The following is a 13,551-nucleotide window of genomic DNA, read 5'->3' on the forward strand; positions in this document are numbered from 1 at the left end:
TGTCCGAGCATCAACCGAGGATCGAGAGCGTGCCTGGCCGCAAGGCGCAAAATCCGGCAGGCGGCAAAGCGCGCAGGGGTCGAGGCCCCTGAGCTTTCTGCAAGTATATGAATGTATTGGGTTATTTCATAAACTTCGGTTTGTGCGCCTCATCCGAAGGCTGATCGGGCATGCCCAAACCTATGGCCTATGGCGAAGCGCAACGGAGGTGACCATCCCTTGTTGCGTCACGGGAGGAACCCGTCGGCAAACCTGTCGAGAGGGCAGGGGCAACACGGCCCCGCCCGGCCATAACAGAAAAGGACCAAGAGCATGAAGAAGACACATCGCATCCTCGCCATGACCGCCGCCGCTGTGGTCGCCGCTCAGGCGGGCTTTGCCCAGACGACGACGACACCGACCGCGCCGACGGTGCCGAGTCAGGCGCCGATCAATCTGGATTTCCTCGGCACGCTGTTCCGGGGCGACACCCCGCCGACCGAGGAAAGCGTCCGTTCGGCCTTTTCGACGGCCGGACTGACGGTTGACCGGTATCGCACCGGTTGGGACGGGGAAATCCGTGTCCGCGCGACCACTGCCGACGGGCAGGAAGTGCGTGTCCGCGTCGAAGAGGGTGAAGTGCGTTACTCGCTGCGGTCGGGTGGCGACAGCACCGACGACAACGGTGCTGCGGACACGTCGGATGACAACGGCCCCAGCTCGGATTCGAACGGGTCGGATACCAGCGACAATACCCGCGACGGCAACGGCAATGGCGGCGGTTCGGGTGGTGGCAACGGCGGCAAGAGCTGAGCCGTCACCGGCATGACCCTTGCGGCACCGCCTAGCCCGGGCGGTGCCGCACCGGGCCGCGGTTTTCGAACCAGCGGAAGGCAAGCACGATGAGCCCTGCAAGCGCCAGATAGGCCAGGGCGAGCAGCAGGAGCGGTTCGTAGATGATGAACGTATCCTGCCGGACGCGGCTGGCCACGGCGTAGATTTCGACGACGGTGATCGTTGCGACGAGGGGGGTGGCCTTCATCTGGAGCACGGTCTCTCCGCCCAGAGTGGGCAGGACGGCGCGCAGGGCCTGCGGCAGCCAGATGCGCCAGAGGATCAGGTGGCGGGGCATGCCCATGGCGCGCGCCGCCTCCAACTGCCCGCGGGGAACGGAGCGGAAGGCACCGCGCATCACCTCTCCCTCATAGCCCGCGAAGGAGAGGGTGAGGGCAAGCAGCGCATAGGGCCAGGCCTGCCGGAGGATCGGCCAGAGATCGCTTTCGCGGATCCAGGGGAATTGCGGGAACAGCGAGCCGAGGCCGTAATAGAGCAGCCAAATTTGCAGCAGCAGGGGTGTCCCCCGGATCACGGTGCAGAATATCCTGGCGGGCGTGGCCAGGAACCACGGTCCCGCCGCCTGTGCCAATCCCAGAGGGATGGCGAGGGCCATGCCGAAAATCGAGGAGAGGACAAGCAGCCAGATCGTGCGCCACAGGCCTTCGGCCATCATGGGCGCGTATTTGGGCAGCCAGTCCCAGCGCATCTGGGTGACGCAGAGCCAGACCAGAGCAAGCCCGATCAGGATCAGGACGATGCGATGAGGTTGCAGCCAGCCGCGCATGCCCCTAGCCCCCCGCATTGCGCGGCTCGCCCCGCCGCGCCCAGCGTTCGATGCGCGCGAAGGCCCAGCCGGAGAGGAGGGTGACGATCAGGTAGATCGCCCCTGCCGCCATGAAGAAGGTGAAGAAGGCCTTGGTCGTGCTGGCGGCCTGACGCGTGGCGAAGGTGAGTTCGGAGAAGCCGACGACGGCAAGGAGGGCGGTGTCCTTGGTGGCGATCAGCCAGAGGTTGGCAAGTCCCGGCATGGCAAGACCGAGCATGCAGGGAAAGATGATCCGCCGCGCCATGAGGAGGGGCGGCATTCCCATGGCCTTTGCGGCCTCTACCTGCCCTTGCGGGACGGCGAGCAGGGCGCCGCGCAGCACTTCGGTCGCATAGGCGCCCTGAACGATGCCGAGGACGGTGATCCCCGCCGCGACGCCGGAAATCTGAACGCGTTCATGGCCGAAGGCGATGAGGATCTGGTTCACCAGATCGGTCACGCCGAAATAGAGGATCAGGATCAGGATCAGTTCCGGCACGGCGCGGACGATGGTCGTGTACATCGACAGCAGATCACGGGTGATGGGGCCGCCATGCAGCTTGCCCCATGCCCCCAAGGTGCCGAGGATCAGGCCGAGGCCGAAGGCCCCGACCGCGATCAGCAAGGAGTTCCAGAGCCCGGCCAGAAGGGTTGCCCCCCAGCCGGGTGGAGAGAAGGAGAGAAGGCCGAGGGTTTCCACGCCCCTCTGTCCGCCGGGCCTGCGCCTCAGTTCCCGTAGATCGAGGAGGCGAAGTAGCCTGCCGTGATCTTGTCATAGGTGCCATCGGCCAAAACCCCGGCGATGCCCTTGTTGAAGGCGGCCTTCAGCTCTTCCTCGCCCTTGCGCAGGCCTACGCCCACGCCAAGGCCCAGAACCGAAGGATCATCGGCCACGGTTCCCTTCACTTCGCAGCAGGCCTGGCCTTCGGGCGTGGCGAGGAAGGCATCCAGAGCGATGCTGTCTGCCTGAATCGCGTCGATCCGGCCTGCGACAAGGTCCTGGTTCGCCTCATCCTGCGTCTGATAGGTCTTCACCTCGGCGGCGACGGGGGCGAAATACTTCTCGACATAGGCCTGATGAACGGTGGAGACCTGAACCCCGATGATCTTGCCGGTCAGGCCTTCGGGCGTGGCGTCCATCTCCATCCCCTTGGTGCCGACGACGACGGTGGGGGTGTTGTAATACTTGTCCGAGAAGTCGATGGTCTTCATCCGCTCTTCGGTGATCGACATCGACGCCATGATCGCGTCGATCTGGCCAGCCGTCAGCGCCGGGATGATGCCGTCCCAGGCCACCGGCACGATTTCGCAGGTCAGGCCGCCGGCCGCGCAGATCGCGCCGATCATCTCCACCTCCCAGCCGACCCAGGCGCCGCTGGCATCCTGGCTGGCGAAGGGAGGATAGGCTTCGGCGGCGATGCCCACCTTGACGTTCTGCGCGCTGGCGGCGCCGGCCATCAGGCCGAGGGTCAGCGCAAGGGCGGCGGTCATGTTCTTTTTCATCGGTCAGACTCCCTGATTTGGTTTTTTCCCCCTCTCAGCCCACGGACCGGAGGAATTGCTGAAGGCGCGGCGATTGCGGTGCGCCGAAGACCTGATCGGGCGGGCCCTGTTCTTCGACCTGCCCATTGGCGAGGAAGATGACATGGCTTGCCACTTCCCGCGCGAATTTCATCTCATGCGTGACGAGGATCATGGTGCGGCCCTCTGCGGCGAGGCCGCGGATGACTGCGAGCACCTCGCCGACCAGTTCGGGGTCGAGCGCGGAGGTGGGTTCGTCAAAGAGCATCGCCCGGGGTTCGATGCAGAGGGCGCGGGCAATGGCGGCGCGTTGCTGCTGGCCACCGGAAAGGAAAGCGGGGTAGCTGTCGGCCTTTTCGGCCAGGCCGACGCGGGCGAGCAGGCTGCGGGCGCGGTCGGTCGCCTCGGCCCTGGAGACGCCGAGGACGTGGACGGGCACTTCGATCAGGTTGTCGAGCACTGTCTTATGGGTCCAGAGATTGAAGCTCTGGAACACCATGCCCAGACTGCGGCGGATGCGTTCGATCTGGCGACGATCGGCCGGCCCGCCACCATCGGGACGCTGGCGGACCTCTTCCCCGGCGATGACGATGCGGCCCGCGCTGGGGGTTTCAAGGAAGTTGATGCAGCGCAGCATGGTGGATTTGCCGGACCCGGAGCCCCCGATGACGGCGATGACATCGCCTTCATGGGCGGTCAGATCGACGCCTTTCAGAACCTCATGCGGGCCGAAGGACTTGCGCAGGCCTTCCACCCGGATCGCCTCGGTGGCGCTCTTGTCCGTCAGGGGAACCGTAACGCCCAAACCCGCGCCCACCTTGTTGTTCATCCGGAGAACAGGTTAGCCGCGCCAAGCCCCGGTCTGGCAAGAGAAATCGTTTTGTGCCCGAAAGGCCCGCCCGGAACGGCCTCACCCCGGATGACGTCTGGGTGAGAAAGCGGCCCTCAGAGGCCTTCGCGCCGCCCTGGAGCGGCAATAATCGCACCTGCGTCATGCTGCCGCACTTCCGTGGACCGACCGCATGGCCACCTCGGGTTGAACCGACCCGGGGCGAGAAGAAGGAGGAACAACAGGATGTCTGGACTTTTTCGTGGAACCTGGATCGTCGTCGCATGTCCGGATGGGGCGATGATCCTTGAAAATGCCGGATGCATGCGCAATCCCGACTTGCGCCTGATCGACCGTATGGATGCGCCGGATACCCCGCGCCCGGAGGGCTGGGCCACCCTTCCCGAGGTGACAGATCGCAGCCGTCTGGCCACCACCGCGCTGGCGGCGCAGCTTGTGGGGCGGCTGGCGCGCGAGGCGGCGCGTGGGCGGGCGGAGCGGCTTGTCCTGGCGGCGCCGACGCCGCTTCTGGATGCGATACGGGCCCGCCTTGACGAGGAGTTGCGGGCGCGGGTCGTGTTGGCGCTGCCGAAGACTCTGACGCGGCAACCGCTGGGAAAGATCGTGACCGAAGTGAATGCCGCCCTGGGGCAGGCGGCCTGAGCGGGATCAGCGAACCCCGGCACCTGGCCGGTGAGGGAGACTGGCGTCCTGACCCGGCAAGGCGGCAGGGATGGGGTTTGCGGCGCCCCGGCGGAATGCCGCCCAAACCCCTGAAATGATATACTTTCAGGTAGCAGGATGGCTTTCGTCGGTCTTGCACCCCATGCTGGAATGCATAGACTCCGGGTGACGCGGAGAAGTGGGTCATGATGATTGACGTGGATGTCATCACGGAAGTGCGCGAAACGCTGGGAGACGACACCTTCCGCGCCTTCGTGAAACGCATGCTGGCAGAGGTGGAGGAGACCACCGCCAGACTGACGCAATTGCTGGCTGAGGGTGATTTCGAAACACTGGCGCGGACGGCACATCGGACATCGGGTTCGGCGGCCAGCATTGGGGCGAAGGCGCTGCATGCGGCGCTGAAGGAAATCGAGAACGTCGCCCGAACCGAGGATGCGGTGCGGCGCTTGCCCCAGCTCATCGCGGCCATACCCGGCCGCGCGCAAGAGACAGGGGATGCCCTTATCTCGGCGGTTGCGGGTTAGGGCGCCGCGGAGGCATCGGGGCGGCCGTCGCGGCAGGGTCTTTCAGGCGTCTGCTGGACATAGCCTGATGTTATCAAAACGATGAATGCAGGTTTGTCTGAGGTCTAGCGCCGCCAGACGACGGCGTTTTCGTGACGCAGGATAAGCTGCTGCATGGAGTTGAAGGACTCCACCACGAAATCCGCGAAGCTGGCGGCGGCCGGGTTGCCTCTCGGGCCTGCGAGGCGCAGGACACCGAGGTTGCGCTGCGGCTGCGGGATATCGACCGGCAGGACGGCGATGCGGTTCTGCTTGCGTTCGGCGAAATAGACCGAAAAGGGCAGGACAGCGAGGGCATCGGTTTCCGCCATGTAGTTGATGACGGAAAGGAGCGATCCGCCGGAATAGCGGATATCGAGATCGGAGGAACCGAGCGAGGAGCGGATGGCGAAGAGATCGGCCAGAAGCGGTGAGCCGGGGAGGGGAGCGACCCAGGGGTAACGGCCCAGATCGGCGGTTGTCAGCCGCTTTGCACGTTGCAGGGGATGGCCCTGCCGACAGCAGGCCACATTGCGCGCCGCAAGAATGGGAATGAATTCAAGCCCCTCTGGCTCGCCAGAGGTTCCCAGAGGCACGATGCCAAGATCAAGCTGGTCGGATTGCAGGCCGAGGGCCACTTCGGAGAGGTTCCCGTAGCTTTGCTGGAACATCACGTCAGGGTGGTGGTTCTGGAAGTTGGCAATGATCCGGCTGACCATCGCATCCATGAAGAAGGGCACGCCACCGACGCGCACCAGCCCGCGGGTGCCGCGCAGGAGGCTTTGCACGGCCTCGGTCGCGCGGCGGCTTTCGGCGAGGATGCGCCGCCCATGTGCCGCCAGCTGCATCCCCAGCGGTGTTGCCTGAAGGGGGCGACGGTCCCGGATGAAAAGGGGCTTGCCGACGCGCGCCTCCAGCTGGGCCAAGGCGCGCGACATGGCGGGTTGCGACAGTCCCAACGCCGCCGCGCCCTTGCTGACGCTGCCGGCATCGACGACGGCAGAGAGCTGAATGAGGTGGGATTCGCTGAGCTTCATAACAAAATGGTATATTGATCTTCCGAAAAGTCATCAGCCGACCGGATCGCGCCACCTAACCTTTGTGCTGGAAGAGGGGGAGCGGGCATGGACGGGCATCACGCCAGTTCGGAAGGCCACAGGATCGCGGCGGCGTTGCGCCAGCGGCTGGATGCCGCTGCACCGGGGCGTCTGGCGGATGCTGTCCGCCTGATCACGGCGCATGCCTTCCAGATCATCGCGACCTTGCGGCCAAGCCCGGAGGAACTGGATGCCGTGGTGCAGTTCCTGACCGAAGTCGGCTATGCGACCGATGCGCGGCGGCAGGAATGGGTATTGCTTGCCGATGTCTTCGGGCTGTCCGACGGCGTGATGAACGGCGACGAGGGAACGCCCGAGGGGGTGACACCCTCGGCCCTTGCCGGGCCCTTCTATCGGGCCGATGCGCCACTTCTGCCATTGGGCGCGGACCTCTGCCGGAACGGGGAAGGTGATCCCCTTTCGGTGCGGGGGCGGGTGCTGTCTCAGGCGGGCGAGGGGCTGGCCGGGGCTGTCGTGGAGGTCTGGCACGCCAATGCCTTGGGTCGCTATGAGAATCAGGACCCGGATAACCAGCCCGAGCATAACCTGCGCGGCAGGTTCATCACCGATGCCGATGGCCAGTTCCGGTTCCGCACGATCCGCCCGGCGGGCTATGCCTTGCCGGATGACGGGCCGGTGGGCCAATTGGCGCGCCGGATCGGCCTTTCGCTGGACCGGCCCGCGCATATTCACTTTGCGGTCACGGCGCCCGGCCACCACCGACTTGTGACCGCGATCTTCGATGGCAGTGACGCGGCCATCGACAGGGACGCCCTGTTTGCCGTCAAGCCCGGGCTGATCGGGGATTTCCGGCCCGATGGCCCCGGATGGGCGCTGGATGTGGTGCTGGTGCTTGCCGGTGCCGATGGCGGCAGCCCGCAGAAACCCAAGACCCATGACATGGAAGGATGACGAAAATGGCCCTCGTCACTGGTTACCATCATCTGACGATGAGCACGCATGGCGTGCAGGAAGATTACGATTTCTACACGAAGATCCTCGGTCTCTATTCGGTCAAGCGGACTGTCCTTTTTGACGGCACGCTGCCGGTCTATCACCTTTACTACGGGTCGCGCTCGGGGGATGCCTCGACCATCATCACGACCTTTCCCTTCAAGAAGCCGGGAATCTATGGCCGTCGCGGCACGAACCAGACGCGGACGATCATGCAGTCGATCCCCGTCGGTTCTTCGGCCTTCTGGATCGAACGGTTGAACCGGATGGGGGTTCCGGCGACGGCGACGGAACGTTTCGGACTGAGCCGGGTCGCCTTTGCCCATCCGTGCGGCATTCCGCATGAGCTGGTGGAAAATCCCGCGGACAGCCGCCCTTCCATCGTGAACGAGGCGCAGGGGATCGGGGCGCAGCAGGGCATCCGGGGCATCTATGGCGGGGCTGTCGCGGTGATGGACACCTCGGCAATGGAAGAATTCCTGGATATCGGGATGCAATTCGCCCGCGAGGGCAGCGATGACCGGGGCAGTCTGTGGATGGTGCCAGCGGCCAAAGGGCGGACGGCGGCGCTGGAACTGATCCTTGACCGGGACAGCGCACAGGGGACCTGGACGCTGGCGGGTGGGACGGTCCATCACCTCGCATTCGATACCGGGAACGAGGAGAACCAGATCGCCCTGAAGGCCCGGCTGGAGGGCATGGGCTATACGGATGTGAGCGAGCAGAAGGATCGCAACTACTTTAAGTCGATGTACATGCGCAGCCCGGGCGGCGCGCTGTTCGAACTGGCCTGGACGGTTCCGGAAGGCTGGGCCAAGGACGAACCCGCCGATGCCATCGGCCAGTCGCTGGTCTTCCCGCCGTGGTTCGAGGATCGGCGGGCCGAGATGGAGGCCGGGCTGGAACCGGCGGCCTTCTGATGCCGGGCATAGCGGATCATCTTCTGCTGGGGTTGCCGCCCGCGGCCGCGAAGGTGGTCTGCGTGTTCCTGCACGGGCGGAACCAATCGCCCGAGGAGATGAACGCAGCGGTGATCCGGCGTCTGTCGGATTTGCCGGTCTGTTTCGTGCTGCCAAGGGCAGGCGAGGCCAACTGGTACAGTGCACGTGCCATTGATGCGCTGACCAGCGCGACACGGGAGGAACTGGGTCAGTCACTGGCGGATCTGGAGCGGCTGATTGCGGCCTTCCGCAGCGCGGCGGGAGATGTTCCTTTGCTGCTTGCCGGCTTCAGCCAGGGGGCGTGCCTTTCGCTGGAACATGCCTTTTCGGGGCGCGCCGCGCCGGATGCCGTGGTGGCCTTCACGGGTTGCCGTGTCGGCCTTTCGGGCTGTGAACGCGCGGCGGATCTGACGGCCGGGCTGCCGGTGTATCTTTCCGGTGGCAGTGACGATCCGTGGATTCCGGTGGCGGCCTTTGCAGAGGCCGCCATGGAACTGGGTCGGTGTGGTGCCGCCTTGCGCGCGGACCTGTTTCACGACCGGGCCCATGAGGTTTCGGAGCCCGAAATCGCGATGCTGGACGGGATACTGATGGACCTTTCCGCAGGGCAGCGGCCGAGGATGGAGGCTGCGCGATGATCCATCCCTTTGTTTTCCCCGGTCTATCGACACGCGTCGTCTTTGGCCATGGAACGCTGGCCGCGGTGCCGGAAGAGGTGGCGCGTCTTGGCCATTCGCGTGCATTGGTGCTGTCCACGCCGCAGCAGGAAGAGCAGGCGAAGGCCCTTGCCGCCACACTTGGGGAGCGGGCGGCGGGGGTCTTTGCGGGGGCGGTGATGCATACGCCGGTGGACGTGACGGAGGCCGCGATTGCTGCCTTCCGCGCCCATGGGGCGGATTGCGTCGTGAGCCTTGGGGGTGGATCGACGACCGGACTGGGCAAGGCCATCGCGCTGCGAACCGGGGCGGATCAGGTGGTGGTGCCCACGACCTATGCCGGGTCCGAAATGACGGATATCCTGGGCGAGACGGCCGCCGGGGAGAAGACCACACGCCGGGACCCGGCGATCCGGCCCGAGGTGGTGGTCTATGACGTTGACCTGACGCTGACCCTGCCGGTTGGCCTGACGGTCACCTCGGCACTGAACGCCATCGCCCATGCGATGGAAGGGTTCTATGCCCCGGACCGGAACCCGGTGACGGAGGCCCTGAGCCGCGAAGCCATGGTGGCCTTTCGGGACGCGCTGCCTGTTCTGATGCAGCATCCGCAGGATGCAGGGGCACGGGCCCAGGCGCTTTTTGCTGCCTGGGGCTGTTCCCTGACGCTGGGGCAGGTTTCGATGGCGCTGCATCACAAGCTGGCGCATGTGCTGGGCGGCAGTTTCGGGCTGCCCCATGCAGAGACCCATGCGGTGCTGCTGCCGCATACGACGGCCTTCAACGAGGATAGCGTGGGAGGCTTGCTGGACCCTATCGTACGGACCTTCGGGGAGGGGCGGGCGGGCGCAGGACTGTGGCATTTCGCAAGTTCCGTCGGTGCGCCGATGCGACTGGCCGATCTGGGGCTGTCATCATCCGATCTGGACCGCGCGGCCGAGATCGCGACCCGCAACCCCTATGCCAATCCCCGGACAATTGACCGGGATGGCATCCGTCGCCTGCTGCAAGACGCCTTCGACGGGCGCTGCCCGGACTGACTGATCGCCATCACGGCGAAACGAAACAAAGGGAGGAGAGAGAGATGATCACCAGACGGAAACTTCTGAAGACCGGAGCGGCAACGGGTCTTGCCATGGCCACACCGGGCCTGTTCGCCCCCGCCATCGCGCAAGGTGCGAAGATCCGTATCGGCTATGTCAGCCCGCAATCCGGGCCTCTGGCAGGGTTTGCGGAGAGCGACGCCTATAACATCGAGAGCTTTCTGGCGACGTCGGTCGGCCAGAACTTCGAAGTGATCGTGAAGGACAGCCAGTCCGATCCGAACCGCGCCGCCGCGGTGGCAAAGGAACTGATCGTGGATGACGAGATCAATCTGATGATCGTCGCCTCCACCCCGGAGACGACCAACCCCGTCGCCACCACCTGCGAGGCGGAGGGGATGCCCTGCATTTCGACCAAGGCGCCGTGGCAGCCCTGGTTCATCGGGCAGCAGGGCAACCCGGGCGACCCAGCAAGCTGGCAGCCGTTCGACTTTGCCTTCCACTACTTCTGGGGGCTGGAGGACGTGATCGCGGTCTTCCTGAACATGTGGAACCAGATCGAGACGAACAAGCAGGTTGGCGGGCTGTTCCCGAATGACGGCGACGGCAATGCCTGGGGCGACCCGAATGTCGGCGTTGGCCCCGGCTTTGCGGCACAGGGCTATACCCTGAACGATCCGGGGCGGTATCAGAACCTGAACGACGATTTCAGCGCCCAGATCAACGCCTTCAAAGCGGCGAATTGCGACATCGTGACGGGTGTGGTGATCCCGCCGGATTTCACCACCTTCCGCAATCAGGCGTTGCAGCAGGGCTATAACCCCAAGATCATCACGGTTGCGAAGGCCATCCTGTTTCCGCAATCGGTGGAGGCACTGGGTGAGGCGGGACACAACCTTTCCTCGGAAGTGTGGTGGAGCGCGCAGCATCCCTTCAAATCCTCGGTCACCGGACAATCGGCAGGCGACCTGGCTGCGGATTTCACGGCCAAGACCGGGCGGCCCTGGACGCAGCCCATCGGTTTTGTCCATTCGCTGTTCGAAGTGGCATCGAATGTGATGGGCCGCGTGGATGACCCGACCGATGGCGAGGCCGTCGCCGCCGCCATCGCGGCGACGGATGTGGACACGATCGTCGGCAAGGTGGCCTGGAACGGGGCGGGCGTGCCGGATTTCGCCAAGACCAACGTCACCAAGACGCCGCTGGTCGGGGGCCAATGGCGGCGCAAGGAGGATGGCACCTTCGATCTGGTCATCGTGGACAACAAGACCGCGCCGGAAATCCCCGCTGCCTCGGCCATGGAGGCGTTGGCCTGACTGCATTCCCGCATCCCCGGCCTTTCCGGGGGTGCGGGCCTTCCCTTCCGGTGGTGGTGATGACCGTTCTCGAACTTACGTCCGTTTCCAAGAGTTTCGGCGCCTTGAAGGTGACCGATGACGTGAGCCTGTCGGTGCCGAAGGGGCAGGCGCTGGGGGTCATCGGGCCGAACGGGGCGGGGAAATCGACGCTGTTCAACCTGATCACCGGCAACATCCTTGCCGATCAAGGGCGCATCACCCTGCTGGGACATGATGTGACGCGGCGCCCGGCGATGGATCGGGTGCGGATGGGTGTCGGGCGCAGTTTCCAGATCCCGCAGCCTTTTGAAGGGTTGACGGTGTTCGAGAACCTGCTGACCGCCGCCGCCTATGGCCGGGGACTGCCCGAAAGTGCAGTGGCCGGGGATTGTGCCGACGTACTGCGCGATACGGGCCTTCTGGGGAAGGCCAATGCACTGGCGGGAAGTCTGACGCTGCTGGATCGCAAGCGGCTGGAACTGGCGCGCGCGATGGCGACGGGGCCGGAACTTCTGCTGCTGGACGAGATCGCGGGCGGTCTGACCGAGGCGGAATGCCGGACATTGGTGGAAACCATCCGGGGACTGCACGGAAAGGGCATCACGATCATCTGGATCGAGCATGTGCTGCACGCCCTGAATTCGGTGGTGGAGCGGCTTCTTGTGCTGGATTTCGGCAAGGTGATCGGGATCGGAGAGCCTGCCGAGATCATGGCCTCGAAGGAGGTGCGCGAAATCTATCTGGGGATGGAGGTCTAGGGTGCTGGAAACACGCGGTCTGACGGCATCCTATGGGCAGTTCAAGGCGCTGTTCGGCATCGACATGACCGTCGCGGCAGGCGAATGCGTGGCGATCATCGGCGCGAACGGGGCCGGCAAGACCACGCTTCTGCGGTCGATCACCGGGGTCCTGCGCAACGGTCCCGAAATGATCCTGCACCGGGGCGACCCCATCGGCGCGTTGTCGGCAGACAGGGTGATGCAGCGCGGCATCGCCATGGTGCCGGAAGGGCGGCGGCTGTTTCCATCCTTGTCGGTGGAAGAGAACCTGCTGATCGGCGGACAGGTGCGGCGCGGATCGGGCCATTGGTCGCTGGACGAGATTTACCGGCTGTTCCCCATCCTGAGGGAGCGGCGGCACAGCCCTGGCACGGCGCTTTCGGGCGGGCAGCAGCAGATGGTGGCCATCGGACGGGCGCTGATGTCGAACCCGGAATTGCTGCTCTGCGACGAGATCAGCCTTGGCCTTGCGCCGGTGGTGATCCGCGACATCTATGCCGCGCTGCCGACGATCCGGGCCTCGGGCGCGGCGGTGGTGCTGGTGGAACAGGACATCAGCCGCGCTTTGTCGGTCGCCGATCGGGTCTATTGCCTGATGGAGGGGCGCGTGACCCTGAGCGCGCGTGCATCCGAGATCACGCGCGAGGCGATCCACGCGGCCTATTTCGGAGAAGCGGCATGATCTGGCTGGATACCGTGGTGCAGGGGGTGCTGCTGGGCGGGCTTTATGCGCTGTTTGCAGCGGGTTTGTCGCTGGTGTTCGGGATCATGCGGCTGGTCAATCTGGCGCATGGCGACCTGATCGTGGCTTCGGCCTTCCTGATCCTGATCGTGGTGGAGACGCTGGGGCTGAATCCTTTCCTTGCCGCTTTGGTGGCGGCGCCCGCGCTTTTTGCCCTTGGCTGGGCGTTGCAGCGGTTCGTCCTGAACCGCGTATTGGGAAAGGATATTCTGCCGCCGCTTCTGGTGACCTTCGGTCTGTCTGTCGCCTTGCAGAACGGGATGCTGGAACTGTTCTCGGCGGATAGCCAGCGCATCGCGGCGGGGCCTCTCGAGAGCGCCTCCATCGACCTTGGGATCGTGACGGTGGGGACGATGCCGCTGCTGACCTTCGCGTCGGCGGTGCTGGTGATCTTTCTGCTGAACCGGCTGTTCTATTCGACGGCACTGGGGCGGGCCTTCCGTGCCACATCGGACGATGCCGTGACGGCCAGCCTTATGGGGATAAACCCGAAATCCGTCTTTGCCATCGCGACGGGGCTGGCCATGGTGATCGTGACCATTGCGGCCCTCTATCTGGGGATGCGGGCGAATTTCGATCCCTCGGTCGGACCGGCGCGGCTGATCTATGCCTTCGAAGCGGTCATCATCGGCGGCCTGGGAAGCCTTTGGGGGACGCTGATCGGCGGGGCGATCATCGGTGTCGCGCAGACGGTCGGGGCGCAGTTGAACCCCGAATGGCAGATATTGGCCGGGCATCTGGCCTTTCTCGTGGTGTTGATCCTGCGGCCACGGGGCCTGTTCCCGCGGGCGGTGGATTGAGG

The 13,551-nt window shown here is 65.0% G+C and carries 16 protein-coding genes; 11 read left to right on the forward strand and 5 right to left on the reverse strand.

The genetic code is table 11. From position 1 onward, the window contains the following. Nucleotides 1-312 precede the first annotated feature (312 nt). Nucleotides 313-792 carry a hypothetical protein gene (locus C0V75_RS19940; protein ID WP_101922746.1) on the forward strand — a complete coding sequence of 160 codons (480 nt, stop codon included), beginning with the start codon at nucleotides 313-315 and terminating at the stop codon, nucleotides 790-792. Between the two features lie 31 nt (nucleotides 793-823). On the opposite strand, the gene C0V75_RS19945 is transcribed toward C0V75_RS19940, so the two are convergent. The 4 genes from C0V75_RS19945 to C0V75_RS19960 are packed head-to-tail and all read right to left on the reverse strand — an operon-like array spanning nucleotide 824 to nucleotide 3,971. Next, complete coding sequence (locus C0V75_RS19945) at nucleotides 824-1,600, reverse strand: ABC transporter permease (RefSeq protein ID WP_101922747.1); 777 nt, start codon at nucleotides 1,598-1,600, stop codon at nucleotides 824-826. 4 nt (nucleotides 1,601-1,604) lie between these two features. Then, nucleotides 1,605-2,321 (reverse strand): ABC transporter permease, encoded by a 717-nt coding sequence (locus C0V75_RS19950; protein WP_254216540.1) that lies wholly within the window; start codon nucleotides 2,319-2,321, stop codon nucleotides 1,605-1,607. A 26-nt stretch (nucleotides 2,322-2,347) separates the two neighbouring features. Beyond that, entirely contained in the window at nucleotides 2,348-3,124 is a 777-nt protein-coding gene (locus C0V75_RS19955; protein ID WP_101922749.1) for a transporter substrate-binding domain-containing protein, read from the reverse strand. Between the two features lie 34 nt (nucleotides 3,125-3,158). Then, the gene (locus C0V75_RS19960; protein WP_101922750.1) at nucleotides 3,159-3,971 is read right to left on the reverse strand and encodes an ABC transporter ATP-binding protein; all 813 of its coding nucleotides are present in this window, start codon (nucleotides 3,969-3,971) and stop codon (nucleotides 3,159-3,161) included. A 246-nt stretch (nucleotides 3,972-4,217) separates the two neighbouring features. On the opposite strand from C0V75_RS19960, the gene C0V75_RS19965 reads away from it, so the two are divergent. Both C0V75_RS19965 and C0V75_RS19970 read left to right on the forward strand, forming a co-directional pair. Beyond that, on the forward strand, nucleotides 4,218-4,634 hold the full coding sequence (locus C0V75_RS19965) for a host attachment protein (protein WP_101922751.1): 417 nt from the start codon (nucleotides 4,218-4,220) through the stop codon (nucleotides 4,632-4,634). A 206-nt stretch (nucleotides 4,635-4,840) separates the two neighbouring features. Further along, on the forward strand, nucleotides 4,841-5,182 hold the full coding sequence (locus C0V75_RS19970; RefSeq protein ID WP_101922752.1) for an Hpt domain-containing protein: 342 nt from the start codon (nucleotides 4,841-4,843) through the stop codon (nucleotides 5,180-5,182). 104 nt (nucleotides 5,183-5,286) lie between these two features. Here the strand turns inward: C0V75_RS19970 and C0V75_RS19975 are convergent, their stop codons facing one another. Beyond that, nucleotides 5,287-6,237 (reverse strand): LysR family transcriptional regulator, encoded by a 951-nt coding sequence (locus tag C0V75_RS19975; RefSeq protein WP_101922753.1) that lies wholly within the window; start codon nucleotides 6,235-6,237, stop codon nucleotides 5,287-5,289. An 87-nt stretch (nucleotides 6,238-6,324) separates the two neighbouring features. On the opposite strand from C0V75_RS19975, the gene C0V75_RS19980 reads away from it, so the two are divergent. Genes C0V75_RS19980 through C0V75_RS20015 form a run of 8 tightly spaced genes read left to right on the forward strand, consistent with a single transcriptional unit; the run spans nucleotide 6,325 to nucleotide 13,549 of the window. After that, complete coding sequence (locus C0V75_RS19980) at nucleotides 6,325-7,209, forward strand: dioxygenase (RefSeq protein WP_101922754.1); 885 nt, start codon at nucleotides 6,325-6,327, stop codon at nucleotides 7,207-7,209. 5 nt (nucleotides 7,210-7,214) lie between these two features. Next, the gene (locus C0V75_RS19985) at nucleotides 7,215-8,171 is read left to right on the forward strand and encodes a VOC family protein (RefSeq protein ID WP_101922755.1); all 957 of its coding nucleotides are present in this window, start codon (nucleotides 7,215-7,217) and stop codon (nucleotides 8,169-8,171) included. Next, on the forward strand, nucleotides 8,171-8,830 hold the full coding sequence (locus C0V75_RS19990; protein ID WP_101922756.1) for an alpha/beta hydrolase: 660 nt from the start codon (nucleotides 8,171-8,173) through the stop codon (nucleotides 8,828-8,830). The genes C0V75_RS19985 and C0V75_RS19990 overlap by 1 nt, the downstream gene beginning before the upstream one ends. Continuing rightward, nucleotides 8,827-9,888 carry a maleylacetate reductase gene (locus C0V75_RS19995; RefSeq protein ID WP_101922757.1) on the forward strand — a complete coding sequence of 354 codons (1,062 nt, stop codon included), beginning with the start codon at nucleotides 8,827-8,829 and terminating at the stop codon, nucleotides 9,886-9,888. Before C0V75_RS19990 ends, C0V75_RS19995 begins: the two co-directional genes overlap by 4 nt. A gap of 44 nt (nucleotides 9,889-9,932) precedes the next feature. After that, nucleotides 9,933-11,207, forward strand: a complete 1,275-nt coding sequence (locus C0V75_RS20000; RefSeq protein ID WP_101922758.1) for an ABC transporter substrate-binding protein — start codon at nucleotides 9,933-9,935, stop codon at nucleotides 11,205-11,207. A gap of 59 nt (nucleotides 11,208-11,266) precedes the next feature. Then, the gene (locus C0V75_RS20005; protein ID WP_101922819.1) at nucleotides 11,267-11,986 is read left to right on the forward strand and encodes an ABC transporter ATP-binding protein; all 720 of its coding nucleotides are present in this window, start codon (nucleotides 11,267-11,269) and stop codon (nucleotides 11,984-11,986) included. Nucleotide 11,987: 1 nt separating this feature from the next. Then, nucleotides 11,988-12,689: an ABC transporter ATP-binding protein gene (locus C0V75_RS20010; protein WP_101922759.1), complete on the forward strand. Its 702-nt coding sequence runs from the start codon at nucleotides 11,988-11,990 to the stop codon at nucleotides 12,687-12,689. Beyond that, the gene (locus C0V75_RS20015) at nucleotides 12,686-13,549 is read left to right on the forward strand and encodes a branched-chain amino acid ABC transporter permease (RefSeq protein WP_101922760.1); all 864 of its coding nucleotides are present in this window, start codon (nucleotides 12,686-12,688) and stop codon (nucleotides 13,547-13,549) included. The genes C0V75_RS20010 and C0V75_RS20015 overlap by 4 nt, the downstream gene beginning before the upstream one ends. The last annotated feature ends 2 nt before the right edge of the window (nucleotides 13,550-13,551 follow it).

Source organism: Tabrizicola sp. TH137, from assembly GCF_002855575.1.
GTDB lineage: Bacteria > Pseudomonadota > Alphaproteobacteria > Rhodobacterales > Rhodobacteraceae > Paragemmobacter.